The sequence below is a fragment of the Paraburkholderia sp. genome, from assembly GCF_049581445.1.
GTDB lineage: Bacteria > Pseudomonadota > Gammaproteobacteria > Burkholderiales > Burkholderiaceae > Paraburkholderia.
Window position 1 is genome coordinate 1 of sequence record NZ_JBAURZ010000071.1, and the last position, 17,132, is coordinate 17,132.

Below are 17,132 nucleotides of genomic sequence, written 5' to 3' on the forward strand. Positions count from 1 at the left end.
GCAGCAACGTTCGCGCGAGCCGGAACCGGGTGGTGCGATGGCTGCGGCTTTCGCCAAGCTCAAGCGCTAACAGCGCGGCGACGGTGCGCCTGGCCGCTTGTCCGGGCGTGATGGCCAAGAGCAAAAGTGCTGGCCGGCCGCGAAAGACGCGAATGCGCGGACTCTGAGACGCGTACGTCGCGGCTCTGGGAGCCGCATTAGCAGGAGCGCAACGATACCGCGCTCCAACGACAACCTGGCGACATCAGAAACGCAAACAGCCCAATCAGCGTGAGCCGATTGGGCTGTTTTGTTCGGGCTGGTCTTATCGTTCTTCAGCCGCGCGGCCTTCAGTCGCTCGTCTTCGTGCGGCCTTTCCGAGCACGACGACTGCTCCTTCTACCTTTACCAAGACGCGCTCATCGTCGCCTCAAATCTCGATCTTCGTCCCTAACTCCACCACCCGATTGGCCGGAATACTAAAGAAATCGGTCGGCTTGGCGGCGTTCTGATGCATCCACGCAAACACCCGCTCGCGCCACACCGACATGCCCGGCAACTGGGTCGGTACCACGGTCTCGCGCGCGAGGAAGAACGACGTGTCCATCATTTCGAACGTCATGTCGTGCATTTTGCCTACATCCAGCAACACCGCCTTCACATCTGGTGTCTCATTGAAGCCGTACGCCGCCTTCACGAGATACAGCCCACCGCCGATTTCGCTCACCGTAACGCGATCGGCGTCCTGCACGTAAGGGATATCGAGCGTCACGAAGGTCAGAAAGATGGTCCGCTCATGCAGCACCTTGTTGTGCTTCAGGTTGTGCAGCAAGCTCACCGGCACGAGCGTGTCGCTGCCAGTCAAATAGATCGCAGTGCCCGACACGCGGTGCGGCGGATGCGCAAGCAAGCCCTTCAGGAACGGCATAAGCGGAATACCGTCAGCGGCTGTGCGCTCCTTGACGATCATCCTGCCCTTGAACCAGGTCATGAGCAGGAAGAATAGCAACGCGCCGATGCCAAGCGGCAGCCAGCCGCCCTCTTCGACCTTCAACAGATTCGCGCCGAAGAAGCCCAGATCGACGATCATCAGGCCGCCGATAATCATCGCCACCAGTAGCTTGTTCCACTTCCAGACGTTCACCATTACCACGCAGGCGAGAATCGTGGTGATCACCATGGTGGCCGTCACGGCGATACCGTAGGCAGCCGCGAGGTTGTCCGAACTTTTGAAGGCCACCACGATGCACAGGATGATGAAAAGCAGCATCCAGTTCACCACCGGCACGTAAATCTGCCCGATTGCGAGATCCGACGTGTGGAGGATTTTCATGCGCGGCACGTAGCCCAACTGGATAGCCTGGCTCGTCAGCGAATACGCGCCGGAGATCACCGCCTGCGAGGCAATCACGGTAGCCACAGTGGATAGCACGACGAGCGGCAGCAGCGCCCAATCGGGGGCAAGCAGGAAGAACGGGTTTTCGATTGCCTTCGGGTCGTGCATCAGCAGCGCGCCCTGGCCGAAATAGTTCATCACCAGCGAGGGCATCACCAGCGCATACCAGGCCACCCGGATCGGCTTGGCGCCGAAGTGTCCCATGTCGGCATAGAGCGCTTCGGCGCCGGTCAATACCAGCACGACCGAACCGAGCACGACATAAGCCTGCAGCACGTGCGCGGCCATAAACGAATACGCGTAGTACGGATTGAGCGCGCGGATCACGCTGGGCGACTGCACGATATGCATGAGGCCGAGCAGCCCAATGACGAAAAACCACAACACCATGATCGGACCGAATAGCCGCCCGACCATCGCAGTGCCATGCCGTTGAATCCAGAACAGCGCGATGAGAATGACGATGGTGAGCGGCAGCACCAGATGCGTCAGATTCGGCGCCGCGATCTCCAGGCCTTCGACAGCCGAGATCACCGAGATGGCGGGCGTAATGACCGCATCGCCGTAGAACATGCAGGCGCCGAAGATGCCGAGCATCACCAGCAGGCCAGCGAGTCTTTTCTTTGGATCAACCGAGCGCAACGCCAGTGCCATCAATGCCAGCACACCGCCCTCGCCGTTGTTGTCGGCCCGCATCACGAACAGCACGTACTTCACGCCGACGACAATCACAATCGCCCAGAACAGCAGCGAGATCACGCCGAGGATGGATTGGTCAGTCAGTGGAATGCCGTGCGCGGGACTAAATGCTTCTTTCAGCGAGTACAACGGGCTTGTGCCGATATCGCCGAAGACCACGCCGACCGCGGCGAGCGCGAGCGTGGCTAAAGGCTGTTTGTGCACGTGATTGGACTCTGTCATAAACGCGAGTGATCCGTTCCTGAGCGGCGAAAAACGAGCGCTATTCTAAACTGGCTGTAAGGAAGCGCCCCGGCCTGTTGTTCGTACACCACGTGGACAGCCCGCGCAGTTTAGCACCGAGCTCCGGGCACGTCAGCCTCTCAGGCCGCGCGTGAAGCGTTGTGGGCAAGGGTCGAAAGGGGCCGCCATCATGCTTTCTGGATCGCACGGTCCGCTGCAAACCCTGCGGACGAAAAAAAAGGAACCCATCAGAGTTCCTTTTTTTCGGATTTGATGCCACACGCTGAGCGTGTGGACACGCATCACTTTTCCGCGCGCTCCTGCGCCATGCCGCGCTTGATCCATGCGCCCAGATTGTGCGGACGCACCGTGTCCCACTCCTCAAACGGTTGATGGATCCACGGGTTGGTCGGCAAAAACTGCACGTGATAGTCGGGCGTCACCTTCGAACAACCCTTGTACCAAAGCACGGCCGAGCGCACTGCGGTAATCGCCGGATAACGCTCCTTCAGATGCTGCTGCACACGCGCGAGCGTCACACCCGAATCAACCAGATCGTCGACCAGCAGCACGTTGCCGGACAGTTCGCCGCGCGTCATCGTGATGTATTGCGCGATGTCGAGTTCGCCCTGCTCCGTGCCCGCTGCTTCGCGATACGAACTGGTGGCCAGAATCGCCAGCGGCAGATCGTAGATGCGCGAGAGCTGGTCGCCCACGCGCAGACCGCCACGTGCAAGACACAGGATCTTGTCGAACTTCCAACCCGACTCGTGGACGGCCAGCGCCAACAGTTCGATGAGGCGGTGATATTCGTCCCAACCGACCCACAGGTTCTTGTCGTCGTTGCGCGGGTCCTTCATCGCAATCATGGGTACACCCTGCGTCATCTGTTAAACCTTGAACGGGTGGCGAAGGAGAATCGTCTCGTCACGATCCGGGCCGGTCGAAACCATGTCGATCGGCACGCCAGCCACTTCCTGCACACGCGTGAGATAGGCACGCGCGTTTTCAGGCAGCTTGTCCCATTCCTTGATGCCGACGGTGCTTTCCTTCCAGCCGCCGAACGTCTCGTACACCGGCACGCAACGCCCCACTTCCGTGGCGCCGCGCGGCAGGATATCGCAGTCCTTGCCATCCACCGTGTAGCCCACGCACAGCTTCACTTCGTCGAGGCCGTCGAGCACGTCGAGCTTGGTCATGCACAGACCTGAGACGCCGTTGATCTGGATCGAGCGGCGCAGCGCGGCAGCATCGAGCCAGCCGGTGCGGCGCGGGCGACCCGTGACCGAGCCGAATTCCTTGCCGACCGTGGCGAGCGTCAGGCCGATCTGCTCCTGACGATCAGCGTTGTCCGCATCGTACAGTTCGCTCGGGAACGGGCCCGAGCCCACGCGTGTGCAATACGCCTTCGTGATGCCGAGGATGTAGTTCAGCTTTTGCGGACCGACACCAGCGCCCGCCGAGGCCGCACCGGCCACGCAGTTGCTGGAGGTGACGAACGGATAGGTGCCGTGGTCGATGTCGAGCAGTGTGCCTTGCGCGCCCTCAAACAACAGATTGCGGCCGGCGGCATTTTCGTCGTACAAACGGCGCGACACATCAACCACCATCGGCTTCAGGCGATCGGCGTAGCTCAGCATCGTGTCGAGCGTTTGCTGGAAGTCGACAGCGTCGACGCCCAGGTACTGCGTCAGCACGAAGTTGTGGTAATCGAGATTTTCGCGCAGGCGTTCGGCGAAGGTTTCCGGCTCGAACAGGTCTTGCACCCGCATACCGCGGCGTGCCACCTTGTCTTCGTAGGCCGGGCCGATGCCGCGGCCGGTAGTGCCGATCTTGGCCGCGCCACGGCGCTTTTCGCGACCTTGGTCGATGGCAACGTGGTACGGCAGGATCAGGGTGGTGGCTTCGGAAATGAACAGGCGCTTCTGGACATCCACGCCGGCGGCTTCGAGCTCGCCAATTTCCTTGAACAACGCTTCCGGCGACAACACGACGCCATTACCGATGTAGCACGCGACGCCGGGATGCATGATGCCCGACGGAATCAGACGCAAGATGGTTTTCTTGCCGCCGATGATAAGCGTGTGACCGGCATTGTGACCGCCCTGGAAGCGAACGACGCCTTGAGCGTGGTCCGTCAGCCAGTCGACGATCTTGCCCTTGCCTTCATCACCCCATTGGGTCCCCACGACGACGACGTTACGCCCGGGGTTCACATTCACTGCGCTGGCAGACATGTTGTTTCGTATGCTGGTTAAAAACGTATTCTACCCATGTTCGCGGAACCTTCCGAATTTTTCCGTTTCCGCTCAACGGCATGCACGTTATCCTGGGTATATCGAAATAACGCGGCTGGCCGCCGCGCCCCTCTTTTCAATGCTCAGCTTCAACGCTCAGGAACGGGGTTCGACGACCCACGCACCGTTGCGCTCGACCAGCACGCGATCGCACGCAAATTCGTCCAGCGCATGGTCGTGGCCCGGCAACGCCTGGATCACCACTTCACCGGCGTCACGCAGTGCCGCCACACTCGCGCGTAATGCGTCGTCGTGCTGCCATGGCGCGAGAATCGCACTGCTGCGTGCCTCGACCGGCGAGATGCGCGCGACTTCGCGCAAATCGAGCGAAAAACCGGTGGCCGCGCGTGCGCGACCATAGGCCTGGCCGACATGGTCATAACGGCCGCCACGAGCGACCGCATTCGGCACGCCATCCACGTAGGCCGAGAACATCACGCCGCTGTGGTACGCGTAACCGCGCAGATCAGCCAGATCGATCATCACTTCCGCGCCTTCCACCTGACTGGCGAGGAAAGCCAGATCGTCGAGTGCCCGGGCGATCTCAGGCATATCAGGCAGACGCTTGCGGGCTTCTTCAAGCACCGAGGCATCGCCATACAGTGACGGCAGCGCCCGCAACGCATCACGGACGACCGGGTTCAGGCTGGCCGTCAGTTCGGCCAGACGCGGCACGTCCTTGCCCGCCAACGCTCCGTAAAGCGACTCACCGAGCGCCGCGGCAGCAGGCTCCGCTTCGATCAACGCGGCTAGCACGCCGGCATGGCACAGGTCGAGACGGACTTTCGCAAGACCAGCAAGACGCAGCGCGTCGAGCATCAACTGCTGGATTTCGAGGTCCGCTTCAAGCCCAGCGTGGCCGTAAATTTCGGCGCCGATCTGAATCTGTTCACGGGTGGCATGCAGACCACGCGGACGCGTGTGCAGCACATTGCCGGCGTAGCAAAGGCGAGTCACACCCTGACGGTTCAGCAAGTGCGCATCGATACGCGCCACTTGCGTCGTCATGTCGGCGCGCAGACCGAGCGTGCGGCCCGACAACTGGTCGACCAGTTTGAACGTGCGCAGATTGAGGTCGTGGCCCCCGCCGATCAGCAGCGACTCAATGTATTCGAGCAGCGGCGGCATGACCATCTCGTAGCCGTACACACGAAAACGGTCCAGCAGATGACGCCGCAACTCTTCGATCTTGCGGGCTTCCGACGGCAGCACGTCGGCGATATTCTCGGGAAGTAACCAGGTCGACATCGATACAGTCCTACGACGTTGAACTCGGCGCCTGGGCGCGCCGGGAAATGAAATGGGGTAGCACCGGGCAGCTACGCCTTTGGCGAAGACGCTCCTCGCATGTGGCTTACACAACGTGCCCATGAGGCCTGGTCGTTCGCGTCACGGCCGTAGGCCTGCACGCGTGACCCGCTAGAGCGGGTGGGCCATCTTGCGTTGTTTAAGCCACCTGAATCACATGTGCCAACACAGCCACACAGGCCGCCTGGGTCACTCAGGTCGCGACCAGCAGCAGCAGCAATCCGAGCACCATCACGATCAGCCCGCCAATGCGGATCTGATGCGTGGGCCGTTCCGCTATTCTACGAAACGTGTCCCGCCATGCGGCCGGAAAAACGAAGGGAAACATCCCCTCGATAATCAGCATCAACGCAACGGCGAGCAATAACGAGCCGGCTATATCCATGCGAATGAGGATGCCGCGATCCGTATGCCGCGGCGCTCCAGTATCAGTGTTTGCGAGGTGCCGCGGTGGCGTCCGGCGACACATCGCCGGTCGGACTACGCATGAAGCGGAAAAACTCGCTGCTCGAATCGACCACGATCACGTCGTTCGGCTTGAAGGTGTTCCGATAAGCCAGCATGCTCTGGTAGAACTGATAAAACTGGGGATCGCGGCCATAGGCGTCCGCGGCGATCGCGGCGGCCTTGCCGTCGCCCTCACCCTTGATGGTCTGCGCTTGCAGGTTTGCCTGCGCGAGCAGCGCCTGTTGCTGGCTGGCTGCGTCTGCCTTGATCTGATCGGCTTCGGCCACACCCTTGGCGCGCTCGGCGCTCGCCGCCTGCTCACGCGCCGCGTTCATGCGCTTGTAGACGGAATCGGCCATTGCCGCGGGAAAATCGATGCGGGCCAACTGGATATCCAGCACGTCGACGCCGAGCGATCCAGCCGCTTGCGCCATAGCGCCGCGCGCTTCGTCCGCGATGGCTTGCTGCTTGCCAAGCGCGTCGCTCAACGTGACCTTGGCGAACGCATCGCCTAGCGCGCTACGCGCGAGCAACGCCAGCCGGTCCGGTAAGGTTTGCTCGTCGCCTTTGGTTTGCGCGAAAAGCTTGAGCGGATCCGTGACGCGATACTTGATGACCGGGTCGACCAGCAAATCGGTCTTGTCAGAAGTGATGTACCGGTCTTCGTCCGGCGTGTCCAGCGACCGCACCCGGCTGTCGACCAGCATCACACTTTGCAGCGGCGGCGGCAGCTTCACGTGCAGGCCAGGGCCGAGCAGGGCCGGAGCAGCGTCGCCACGCCCAGACACTACCGCCATGTGACGTTGGTCGACCACGAATACCATCGACGACGCCGCAAACAGGACGACGACGATAGCCACGACGAGCGCAATGATTCGATTCATGTTTGCGCTCCTCATTGAATGTCGTCTTCGCGGCCGCGGCTGCGGAACGCATCGCGCGAACGCAGTGGGTCGCTGGCGGCATCGGCATCGCTAGCTGCACTTGCGCTAGCGGTGTCCGCCGCGGAAGCGGCAGTGGCAGTGGCTGCGCCGCTCGGAGCAGACGCCGCGCTGGCAGCTTGCGGCGCAAGCGCCGCGACGGCACCTGATGCACCGCTTGCCGCAGCGGCTTGCTCCGCATGCTGACGGGTTGCCTCGACCAGCTTGTCGAGCGGCAGATACATCACGTTGTTACTGGCCTTGCTGTCGACAAAGACCTTCGTCGAATTCGCGTAGATGTGCTGCATGGTGTCCAGGTACATGCGCTCGCGGATAACCGCCGGCGCTTTGGAATACTGTTCGTAGACCTGCTTGAAGCGCTCGGCGTCGCCTTGAGCTTGCGCCACCACCTGATCGCTGTAGCTCTTCGCTTCATCGACAACACGTGCCGCGTCAGCCTGCGCGTGTGGCAACACATCATTGGCATATGCCTGTGCGTCGGCCTTCGCCCGTTCGCGGTCCTGATGAGCTTTCGCTGCGTCGTCGAAGGCGGCTTGCACCTGGTCGGGCGCCTGTACACCCTGGATCGTCACACCGGTCACGACAAGCCCAGTCTGCGATTCGTCCAGGGAATGCTGGATCGCATCAGTCAGCTGCTGACGGATTGTTTCGCGATCCTGATAGAGAATGTCGTCGGTGCTGCGCGCGCCGACGATGCTACGCACGGCCGCCTGCCCAGCCTGTACGACGCTCTGATCCGGATCGGCGCTGCGAAACAGGTAGTCGGTGGCGTTGCGCACCTGATACTGAACGGCGAAACGCACGTCGACGATGTCGCCGTCATGCGTAAGCATGGAGGCATCCTTGACGTTAGCGAGACGAACGACGTTGTTACGGCCGATTTCGACCGAGCGCACCTCGCCGACATTCACCAGCTCTTGCGCTTCGAACGGATACGGCAGGCGCCAGTGCACGCCCTGTGCCGCGGTATAGCGATATTTGCCGAACTGCGTAACGACGCCGGCCTGCCCGTCCTGAACCACAAACACGCCGCTGCCCAGGTAAATGGCGATCAGCACGCCGATCACAATGCCCACGCCAATACGCGCACCGCGACCGTTATCCGGACGGCCCGAACCACCGCCCATGCCCTTGCGACCGAACACGCCGCTCAGCTTGCGGTTGAACTCGCGCCACATCTCGTCGAGGTCCGGCGGCCCTTCGCCATCCTTATTGGGCGGCGGCCGTTTCGGATCGTTTGGACGTTGACGGTCGCCATTGCCCTCACCCCGGCCCCAGCGCGGATCGTTCATCGACAGGACGGCGCGCAGGCGCAGCCAGATACTCCGCTCGTTGTAATCGTTCACCTGTGTTCGTTCACCAGAGTAGTCAGCGGGTCAGTGCAATTGGAACGGGTCAGTACCCGAGCTCGGGACCTTGCGGTCGTCGCGTGGTTCTGCAAGCCGGCCTTCTTCCGGCTGGTCACGCTGCACTTCAGAAAGAGATTCAGCAGCTGCGATTTCGGCGATGGCAGCACGCAACGTATCAAGCCCCTGCCCGGTGCGCGCGCTCAAAAAGACGCGCGAAATATTACCATACTCATCCCGCTCAACCGCCTCGCCTCGGGCCGCCAGCTCTGGCACCGCGTCGATCTTGTTGAACACCAGCACCTGACGGATGTTGTCCGCACCAATTTCGTGCAGCACCTCGTTGACCTGGTCGATCTGGTCAAGTCGCACAGCACTCGATGCATCCACTACGTGCAGCAGCAGATCGGCGTGAATGGTTTCTTCGAGCGTGGCACGAAACGCCGCCACCAGTTGGTGAGGCAACTCGCGGATGAAACCGACGGTGTCGGACACCACCACCTGCCCAACTTCGTCGCCCAGGTACAAGCGCCGCGAAGTCGTATCGAGCGTCGCGAACAACTGGTCCGCCGCATACGCCTGCGCCTTGGTCAGCGCGTTAAAGAGGGTCGACTTGCCGGCGTTCGTATAACCAACCAGCGACACCGACATCGTGCGATTGCGCTCTCGCGCGCGCCGCTGGGTGCCGTGCTGCCGGCGCAGTTTTTCGAGGCGCGTCTTGAGCGCCTTGATACGCTCGCCGATCAACCGGCGGTCGGTTTCAAGCTGGGTTTCACCCGGACCGCGCAGGCCAATACCGCCTTTTTGCCGTTCCAGGTGGGTCCATGCGCGGATCAGCCGCGTGGACAGGTACTGCAGTTGCGCGAGTTCGACCTGCAGCTTGCCTTCGTGGCTGCGGGCGCGCTGCGCAAAGATGTCGAGGATCAAACTCGTGCGATCAATCACGCGCCTGTTAAGCGCTTGCTCCAGATTGCGCTGCTGCGCAGGCGCCAGAGCATGATTGAAGATGACGATTTCAATGTCGTTCGCCTCGCACGCGAGCCGCAGTTCTTCGGCCTTGCCGCTGCCGACGAACATCTTGGCATCGGGACTAGAGCGGCGCCCGGTGAGGGTAACGATGGGATTCGCACCCGCGCTTTGCGCGAGCAGACTGAGTTCTTCGAGACTGGCTTCGAAATCGATCTTACCGAAGTCGATGCCGACAAGCGCTGCGTTGATCAAATTGGAGGGTATCAAAATGAGGCGGCCGGGAGTTATCGCCAACGGGCGACACTGCGCCGGCCGCGACGAGAGGTTAGGACTGTTCGGAATCCGGGTGGAAATTCACCGGACGGGCTGGCACGACTGTCGAGATTGCGTGCTTGTAGACCATCTGAGTGACCGTATTCCGGAGCAACACGACGTACTGGTCGAACGATTCGATGTTCCCTTGAAGCTTGATGCCGTTGACCAGGTAGATCGACACCGGCACATGCTCTTTACGCAGTGCGTTCAAAAACGGGTCTTGTAACAATTGCCCTTTGTTGCTCATAGCAAACTCCGTATTTTTTTGCAGGTTGACTAAATTGACAACGAAGAAAAAGAAATCCGCCGTCAACCGCTACACTATAGCCGATTTTCGTTTTCGCGCGCGCAGCCTGGCCATCCGGCCAAACCCAACACACACGCGGGTTTCAGCCTTTGTCCGCGTAAGGGTTCGTGGATGATCTGAACTCTATGCGCAATGGAGTCCCGGTCAGCCCGAAAGTTTCCCTGAAGCGGTTTTCGAGGTAGCGTTTGTACGTTTCCGTGATCGCGTCGAGTGCGTTGCCATGGATCACAATGATCGGTGGGTTCTGCCCTCCCTGATGCGCGTAACGCAGCTTCGGGCGCACCGGACCCCGGCGGCGCGGCTGCTGGAATTCGACTGCGTCGATCAGCGCCCGCGTCAGCTTCGGTGTCGGAAGCTTGGCCATTGCAGCGGCGTAAGCGTCGTCAACCGAGCGCATCAACGCGCCGATCCCCGTTTTCTCTGCGGCCGAAATAAAGTGAAACTTGGCGAAGTCGAGGAATTTTAGTTTGCGCTGCAAGTCGGCTTTTGTGCGGTCCCGCACATGGGCGTCCAGACCATCCCATTTGTTCACGCCAACTACCAGCGCGCGGCCCTGTTCGACGACGAAGCCGGCGATGTGCGCGTCCTGCTCCGAGATGTCCTGGCGGGCGTCAAGCAGCAGGATCACGACGTTGGCGTCTGAGATCGATTGCAGCGTCTTCACCACCGAGAACTTCTCGATCGCTTCGAACACCTTGCCGCGTCGGCGTAGACCCGCCGTGTCGATCAGCGTGTAGGGCTTGCCCTGCCGCTCGAAATCGACGTAGATGGAATCGCGCGTCGTGCCCGGCATGTCGAACGCAATCACGCGCTCTTCGCCCACCAGGGCATTAATCAGCGTCGACTTGCCGACGTTCGGGCGCCCCACGATGGCAATCTTGGTGCCGCGCGCCGCCTTCTCCTCGTCGCCCTCTTCCGGCTGACCGGCGTACGCCACTTCCAGCGCCTCGTTGATCATCTCGGTCACGCCGTCGCCGTGCGCTGCTGAAATAGCGCGCGGGTCGCCGAGACCCAGCTCGTAAAAGTCCGCCGCCACCGCGCTGTACTTCATCCCCTCGGCCTTGTTGACGACCAGGAAGATCGGCCGGCCGGTCTTGCGCAAATAGTCGGCAATCGACTTGTCCTGCGGCGCGAGTCCATTACGGCCGTCGACAATGAACACGACGATGTCTGACTCCTCGACTGCCTGGCGGGTCTGGCGCGCCATTTCGTGAAGGATGCCGTCCTTCGCGACCGGCTCGAAGCCACCGGTATCGACTACGAGATAGGGCCGCTCGCCAGTGCGGCCTTCGCCATAGTGGCGATCGCGCGTCAGACCCGGCAGGTCGGCAACGAGCGCATCACGCGAGCGCGTGAGGCGGTTGAATAGCGTGGATTTCCCCACATTGGGGCGCCCCACAAGGGCAATAACGGGTTTCATCAGATGTTGTTCACGGTGAAACGCGGGGTCGAGATCAACCATCCCGCGCACGACGCCATGCGGCCGCGTCGCGGCTGCGTTTGACGCAAATTATCACGAATTCGGCCGGCCCCGGATGCGCAGCAAATATGCGCCGCCAGGCGGACGTTGGGTTGGCTGTATGGGCGCAGCCGGGTTTCATGCGGCTAACCGTTGCGCTGCAGCGCCTGCGGCATGCTGATGCCGCTGGAATCGGACGGTGACGCGGACCGCCTCGGGTTCAACAACTGCCGGACCAGCCAGGCCAGCAGTCTATGGTTCTGTTTCTACTTGATCTGCTAGAGCCCATTCAGTGGCCCAGCTTCGCATGCTTCAGATGAATCAGGTAAATCGGGTGACTCAGTTGCTCCGTCACCAGCCGCTTGCCTGGGCGTTACAGCAAAAACGCGCGCGGCCGGCTAAGCCGGCCAGCGCGAATTATGGCATCAGCCGACGCAGTGCTTACTGCGGGCGGAAACCGTACAGATCGCCGTCGTGCGTTTGCACCACCAGCGTGTCGCCCGCCAGCACCGGCGCAGCGGTAATCGCGCTGCCGTCGGTCGGCATGCGCGCAACGAACGTGCCGTCGTCACGCGAGAGGAAATGCACGAAGCCCTGATAGTCGCCCATCACCGCCGCGTGACCGAGCAGGAACGGCACGCTGACCTCGCGATTCTTCAGCTTGTCGTTGGTCCACAAAAGGTTGCCACTCGTGGCGTCGAAAGCGTTCACGACCGACCAGTCGTCACCGCCCACTACCGTGCTTTCATCCTGCGCGAGACCCGTGGTGCTCGAGAACGCCTTTTCCCACAGCGGACGGCCCGAGTTCGCATCGAAACAGCCGAGCTGGCCCTGGAACGTCACGGCGCAGGTCTCAGCAGCGACCAGCGTAGGCGGCCCGGTCACGTCATTGATCCGCTCGACTTCGGTCACACCCTTCGGATAGGACACCGGCGTTTCCCAAAAGGCGTCGCCCGTCTGCACGTTGATGGCGGCGAACGAGCCACCCGGGAAGCCGGCCAGCACAGCCTGCGAGCCCGCGAACGTCATGCCCGACGACACCCGCAGATTGAGCGGCACCGCGCGGTTGCGGTAGACCCACTTCTGCTCGCCGGTTTCGGCGTTAAACGCCGTGATCTGACCGTCGACCGTACGCACGATCACGTAGCCATTACCCACCAGCGGCGGCGAGATGATTTCGCCCGGTGCGGTGTTCTTCCACAGCAGCTTGCCGTCCTGGCCGAGCACATACACTTCGCCCTTGAGGGCGCCGACCGCGGTCAGCGTGCCGTCGCTGCCCACACCTGCCGACAGGTCGCTGCCCACCTTCACGCGCCAGATGTCCTTGCCGGTTTGCGCGTCGATCTTCGCGACCGAGCCATTCGTGCCAGCCGCATACACTGCATTGCCGACCGCAACCGGTGAAAACAGGTAGCGTCCTGCCTTGCCGACGCTCGACTTCCAGGCCTGCTGCACGGTCAGCACGGGTTTGAAATCGGTGAGCGGCGTCGGCACGCGCCGGTCGTCTTTCGTGGATGAGCAAGCCGCCAACATGAAGACGGTCATCGCACAGGCAACGGGCACAGCGTAGCGTTTCAGCAGATTCATCGGTTGACGTTGCATTTAGGGAGATTAATCAAATTGAACTGGTGGATTGTCGCCTATAGCGATCAACCACCCAGTGCGTCCAGCTTGAACTGGATCAACTGGCGCTCGGATGTATCGCTTTTCGACAGCGTGTCGAGCGCGAGCTTGTAAGCGGCGCGTGCGTCATCGCGCTTGCCTTGAGCGGCGAGCAGATCTCCGCGACCGTTTGCCACGACGGCCTTGAACGCGTCGGATTGCGGCTCGGCAAGCAGCGCGAGACCCTGATCGTAGGCCTTGTCGTCGAGCAGCAGCGAAGCGAGGCGCAGCTTGGCGATCTGCTTGAACTCGTCGTCCTTTGCGTTATCGATGGTCCATTGCAGCTGAGCCTTCGCACCCGCTTCGTCGCCAGCGGCGTAAAGCGCCTTCGCCGCGGCGAGTGCCGTCATCTGCGCGTAGGCAGTACCGCCAAACTTGTTTTCCATGTCCGTGGACACGCGGCCAATCATGGCCTTGTCGCCGGAATTCACAGCCTGTTGAACCTGGTCATACAGCACAGCCGCTTCCGCTGCCTGACGCCGTTGCCAGAAATTCCAGCCGTTCCAGCCTGCTGACGCGATCAGTGCCACCAGCACGATCCACGTCGTGGCGTTACCCCACTGCGCCCACCATGCCTTCAGTCCTTCAATCGATTCTTGTTCGTCGTGATAACTCATCGCCAGGCGATTCCTTCTCTTTTATTACCTTGTATGTGTCGAACCGCAGGGCCGACGGCATCGCAATCAGTCGTCGCCGTCTTCGGCGGATGCAACCATCGCATTGATTAGAAATTCGGTCAAGTCCTCGGCCGGTACGTTCTGTTGCTCGTTCTTACCACCGCTCTGGCTGGTATCGCGCAGCGGCTTTACGCCGACCGTGCCGTTGGCGATCTCATCTTCGCCGAGGACCACCGCAAAGGCGGCGCCGCTTGCATCGGCGCGCTTCATCTGCGACTTGAAGCTGGCTGCCTGACCGTCGACACTGCAATGCAGAATGACGTCGAGGCCGGTGTCCCGCAGACGCTCGGCGATGATGAAGGCCTGCTCGCGCGCCGCGTCTCCCTGATGGACCACGTACACGTCGCAACCTTCGTCTTCCGGCACGAGGTTCTCTTCCTTCAACAGTTCGAGAATGCGCTCGATGCCCATCGCCCAGCCGCATGCGGCCGTGGGCTTGCCACCCAACTGTTCGATCAGCGGATCATAACGGCCGCCTGCCGCTACGGTGCCTTGCGCGCCGAGCTTGTCGGTCACCCATTCGAACACCGTCAGATTGTAATAATCGAGACCGCGCACGAGACGCGGGTTGATCTCGAACGGCAAGTTGTTCGACTTCAGGATGCGTTGCAGCCCATCGAAATGGGCGCGCGACGCTTCACCCAGAAAATCGATAAGCTTTGGCGCGCCCTCCACGATTGCCTGCAGCGCCGGATTCTTCGTATCCAGCACGCGCAGTGGGTTCGTGTACAGGCGACGCTTGGCATCTTCGTCGAGCACGTCCATGTGCTTTTCCAGATACGCGATCAACTCCACACGATGTGCCGCGCGCTCTTCCGCGAGACCCAGCGAGTTGATTTCAAGGCGAATGCCGGTCAGGCCCAGGTCGTCCCATAGACGCTGGCACATCATGATGATTTCAGCGTCAGTGTCCGGGCCGGCAAATCCGAGCGCCTCGACACCCACCTGATGAAACTGACGATAGCGGCCACGCTGCGGACGCTCGTGGCGGAACATCGGCCCGATGTACCACAGACGCTTGGGACCGTCGTACAGCATGTTATGTTCAATCGAAGCGCGCACGACGGCGGCGGTATTTTCCGGACGCATGGTCAGGTTTTCACCGTTCAGCGCGTCGGTGAAGCTGTACATCTCTTTCTCGACGATGTCGGTCACTTCACCGATACCGCGCGTGAACAGTTGCGTATGCTCGACGATCGGCGTGCGAATGTTCTGGTATCCGTAAGAACGGAGCAGCGATTTGACGGTCGCCTCGAAAAACTCCCACAGGTTTGCTTCCTGCGGGAGGATGTCGTTCATGCCCTTCACACCGGACAATTTCTCGAGCTTTTTCTTCTGTTCAGTCATCTGTCTTCGATTGACGGTTCTTAGTTGAGCGCGGTCGCGCGGCCATAGGTGCGCTCGACGTAATCGCTCACAATTTGCTGAAATTCTTCGGCGATGTGCTCACCGCGCAGCGTCTTCGCCTTTTCGCCGTCGATGAATACTGGCGCCGCCGGATTCTCGCCGGAGCCCGGCAGGCTGATGCCAATGTTGGCCTGTTTCGACTCGCCAGGACCGTTGACGATACAGCCCATCACCGCGACGTGCATCTTCTCGACGCCCGGATACTGGTCGCGCCAGACCGGCATCTGCGTACGCAGATACGTCTGGATTTGCGACGCAAGTTCCTGGAACAGCGTGCTGGTGGTACGGCCGCAACCCGGGCACGCGATCACCATCGGCGTGAACGAGCGCAGGCCCATGGTCTGCAAAATTTCCTGGCCGACGATCACCTCGCCCGTGCGCGGTCCACCCGGTTCAGGCGTGAGCGAAATCCGGATCGTATCGCCGATACCTTGCTGGAGCAGCACCGACAGCGCAGCCGTCGAGGCGACGATGCCCTTCGAGCCCATGCCGGCTTCGGTCAGGCCAAGGTGCAGCGCGAATTCACAACGGCGTGCGAGTTCGCGGTACACCGCGATCAGATCCTGAACGCCGCTGACCTTGCACGACAGAATGATCTTGTTGCGCGAGAGGCCCAATTCGACAGCGCGTTCGGCCGAGCCGATGGCCGACTGGATCAGCGCTTCGTACATCACGCTTTGCGCTTCCCACGGCGTGGAACGCGCGGCGTTCTCGTCCATCATTTTGGCAAGCAGATCCTGGTCGAGACTGCCCCAGTTGACGCCGATGCGCACCGGCTTGTCGTACTTGATCGCCGCTTCGATCATCTGGGCGAATTGCGTGTCGCGCTTCGCACCGTGTCCAACGTTGCCCGGATTAATACGGTACTTCGACAGCGACTCTGCGCACGCGGGGTAGTCACGCAGCAACAGGTGGCCGTTGTAGTGAAAATCGCCAACGAGCGGCACCGACACGCCCATGCGGTCCAACTGTTCACGCACGGCCGGCACCGCAGCAGCGGCTTCCGGCGTGTTGACCGTGATGCGCACCAGTTCCGAGCCCGCCTGTGCGAGTTCCTTGATCTGGATCGCCGTACCGATTGCATCAGCAGTGTCGGTATTGGTCATCGACTGCACCCGCACTGGCGCATCGCCGCCGATCGTCACAAGCTGACCGCCCCAACGGACGTCCACAGCGTGAGATTGCCGACGTGGCGCATGACCGCCAAACACCGGCTCGTTTGAAGAAATCTGACTGCTGCTTTGGGATTGAGCTTCGGAATGCATCGAAAAACCCATTAACGCCACATGCGCCACGCGTCGCGCATGCCGCACGAATTGAAAAAGCGCCGCAGCTCAATGCACCGCGACGCGCACCATATCAAGGCAGCGTCATTCGCGCCACATTACCCTTGGCGGACGCATATTTCGACCGATCGACCAGTTGGCCGTCGAGCGTTATCGAATCAAGCCCCGCCGTGTTGCCGACAGTGACCTTGAACGGCCCAACGCCTGAAATCTCTTTGCTGTCGCCTGCTTTCACGAGACCGGAGAACAACTCCTTGCCGTCGTTTTGCCGCACGCTGAACCAGCTATCCTGCGTCACGCGGATCGCCACGATCGACTCACCCGCCGAGGCTGCCTCTGCCTGAGACGCGGCGGTGGCCACCTGCGGCGCGCTTGCTGCCTTGCTGCCAGCCAGTGCCGCAGGCTGCGAGCCGAC

Annotated in this window: 15 protein-coding genes; all 15 read right to left on the bottom strand. The window is 61.3% G+C overall.

Going from position 1 to position 17,132, the window contains the following annotated elements; genetic code table 11:
• Positions 1-409: 409 nt before the first annotated feature.
• A complete protein-coding gene (locus WCA85_RS05525; protein WP_424062161.1) occupies positions 410-2,296 on the bottom strand; it encodes a potassium transporter Kup in 1,887 nt (628 codons plus the stop codon).
• A 302-nt stretch (positions 2,297-2,598) separates the two neighbouring features.
• Entirely contained in the window at positions 2,599-3,183 is a 585-nt protein-coding gene (locus WCA85_RS05530) for a phosphoribosyltransferase (protein ID WP_424062162.1), read from the bottom strand.
• Between the two features lie 3 nt (positions 3,184-3,186).
• Positions 3,187-4,533: an adenylosuccinate synthase gene (locus tag WCA85_RS05535; protein ID WP_424062163.1), complete on the bottom strand. Its 1,347-nt coding sequence runs from the start codon at positions 4,531-4,533 to the stop codon at positions 3,187-3,189.
• Positions 4,534-4,689: 156 nt separating this feature from the next.
• Complete coding sequence (locus tag WCA85_RS05540; protein ID WP_424062164.1) at positions 4,690-5,841, bottom strand: ATP phosphoribosyltransferase regulatory subunit; 1,152 nt, start codon at positions 5,839-5,841, stop codon at positions 4,690-4,692.
• Between the two features lie 253 nt (positions 5,842-6,094).
• Positions 6,095-6,286, bottom strand: coding sequence for a DUF2065 domain-containing protein (locus tag WCA85_RS05545; RefSeq protein ID WP_424062165.1), 192 nt, complete (start codon positions 6,284-6,286; stop codon positions 6,095-6,097).
• 43 nt (positions 6,287-6,329) lie between these two features.
• Positions 6,330-7,232 (bottom strand): protease modulator HflC, encoded by a 903-nt coding sequence (hflC, locus tag WCA85_RS05550; protein ID WP_424062166.1) that lies wholly within the window; start codon positions 7,230-7,232, stop codon positions 6,330-6,332.
• Positions 7,233-7,243: 11 nt separating this feature from the next.
• On the bottom strand, positions 7,244-8,635 hold the full coding sequence (gene hflK / locus WCA85_RS05555) for an FtsH protease activity modulator HflK (protein WP_424062167.1): 1,392 nt from the start codon (positions 8,633-8,635) through the stop codon (positions 7,244-7,246).
• Between the two features lie 30 nt (positions 8,636-8,665).
• The gene (gene hflX / locus WCA85_RS05560; protein ID WP_424062168.1) at positions 8,666-9,898 is read right to left on the bottom strand and encodes a GTPase HflX; all 1,233 of its coding nucleotides are present in this window, start codon (positions 9,896-9,898) and stop codon (positions 8,666-8,668) included.
• Positions 9,899-9,929: 31 nt separating this feature from the next.
• The gene (hfq, locus tag WCA85_RS05565; protein ID WP_006051315.1) at positions 9,930-10,166 is read right to left on the bottom strand and encodes an RNA chaperone Hfq; all 237 of its coding nucleotides are present in this window, start codon (positions 10,164-10,166) and stop codon (positions 9,930-9,932) included.
• Between the two features lie 142 nt (positions 10,167-10,308).
• Entirely contained in the window at positions 10,309-11,646 is a 1,338-nt protein-coding gene (der, locus tag WCA85_RS05570) for a ribosome biogenesis GTPase Der (RefSeq protein WP_424062174.1), read from the bottom strand.
• A gap of 480 nt (positions 11,647-12,126) precedes the next feature.
• A complete protein-coding gene (gene bamB / locus WCA85_RS05575; protein ID WP_424062169.1) occupies positions 12,127-13,272 on the bottom strand; it encodes an outer membrane protein assembly factor BamB in 1,146 nt (381 codons plus the stop codon).
• A gap of 62 nt (positions 13,273-13,334) precedes the next feature.
• The gene (locus WCA85_RS05580) at positions 13,335-13,964 is read right to left on the bottom strand and encodes a YfgM family protein (RefSeq protein WP_424062170.1); all 630 of its coding nucleotides are present in this window, start codon (positions 13,962-13,964) and stop codon (positions 13,335-13,337) included.
• A 66-nt stretch (positions 13,965-14,030) separates the two neighbouring features.
• Positions 14,031-15,371, bottom strand: coding sequence for a histidine--tRNA ligase (gene hisS / locus WCA85_RS05585; protein WP_424062171.1), 1,341 nt, complete (start codon positions 15,369-15,371; stop codon positions 14,031-14,033).
• A gap of 20 nt (positions 15,372-15,391) precedes the next feature.
• A complete protein-coding gene (gene ispG, locus WCA85_RS05590) occupies positions 15,392-16,708 on the bottom strand; it encodes a flavodoxin-dependent (E)-4-hydroxy-3-methylbut-2-enyl-diphosphate synthase (RefSeq protein WP_424062172.1) in 1,317 nt (438 codons plus the stop codon).
• Between the two features lie 82 nt (positions 16,709-16,790).
• Positions 16,791-17,132 (bottom strand): DUF4115 domain-containing protein (locus tag WCA85_RS05595; protein ID WP_424062173.1); only part of this gene is annotated, 342 nt, incomplete at its 5' end.

Excerpts from the sequence above, each read along its gene's own strand:
- hflC (WP_424062166.1), bottom strand. The coding sequence starts at position 7,232 with ATGAATCGAATCATTGCGCTCGTCGTGGCTATCGTCGTCGTCCTGTTT.
- WCA85_RS05530 (WP_424062162.1), bottom strand. The coding sequence starts at position 3,183 with ATGACGCAGGGTGTACCCATGATTGCGATGAAGGACCCGCGCAACGAC.
- WCA85_RS05545 (WP_424062165.1), bottom strand. The coding sequence starts at position 6,286 with ATGGATATAGCCGGCTCGTTATTGCTCGCCGTTGCGTTGATGCTGATT.
- WCA85_RS05535 (WP_424062163.1), bottom strand. The coding sequence starts at position 4,533 with ATGTCTGCCAGCGCAGTGAATGTGAACCCCGGGCGTAACGTCGTCGTC.
- WCA85_RS05525 (WP_424062161.1), bottom strand. The coding sequence starts at position 2,296 with ATGACAGAGTCCAATCACGTGCACAAACAGCCTTTAGCCACGCTCGCG.
- der (WP_424062174.1), bottom strand. The coding sequence starts at position 11,646 with ATGAAACCCGTTATTGCCCTTGTGGGGCGCCCCAATGTGGGGAAATCC.
- hfq (WP_006051315.1), bottom strand. The coding sequence starts at position 10,166 with ATGAGCAACAAAGGGCAATTGTTACAAGACCCGTTTTTGAACGCACTG.
- WCA85_RS05540 (WP_424062164.1), bottom strand. The coding sequence starts at position 5,841 with ATGTCGACCTGGTTACTTCCCGAGAATATCGCCGACGTGCTGCCGTCG.
- WCA85_RS05580 (WP_424062170.1), bottom strand. The coding sequence starts at position 13,964 with ATGAGTTATCACGACGAACAAGAATCGATTGAAGGACTGAAGGCATGG.
- ispG (WP_424062172.1), bottom strand. The coding sequence starts at position 16,708 with ATGGGTTTTTCGATGCATTCCGAAGCTCAATCCCAAAGCAGCAGTCAG.
- hisS (WP_424062171.1), bottom strand. The coding sequence starts at position 15,371 with ATGACTGAACAGAAGAAAAAGCTCGAGAAATTGTCCGGTGTGAAGGGC.
- bamB (WP_424062169.1), bottom strand. The coding sequence starts at position 13,272 with ATGAATCTGCTGAAACGCTACGCTGTGCCCGTTGCCTGTGCGATGACC.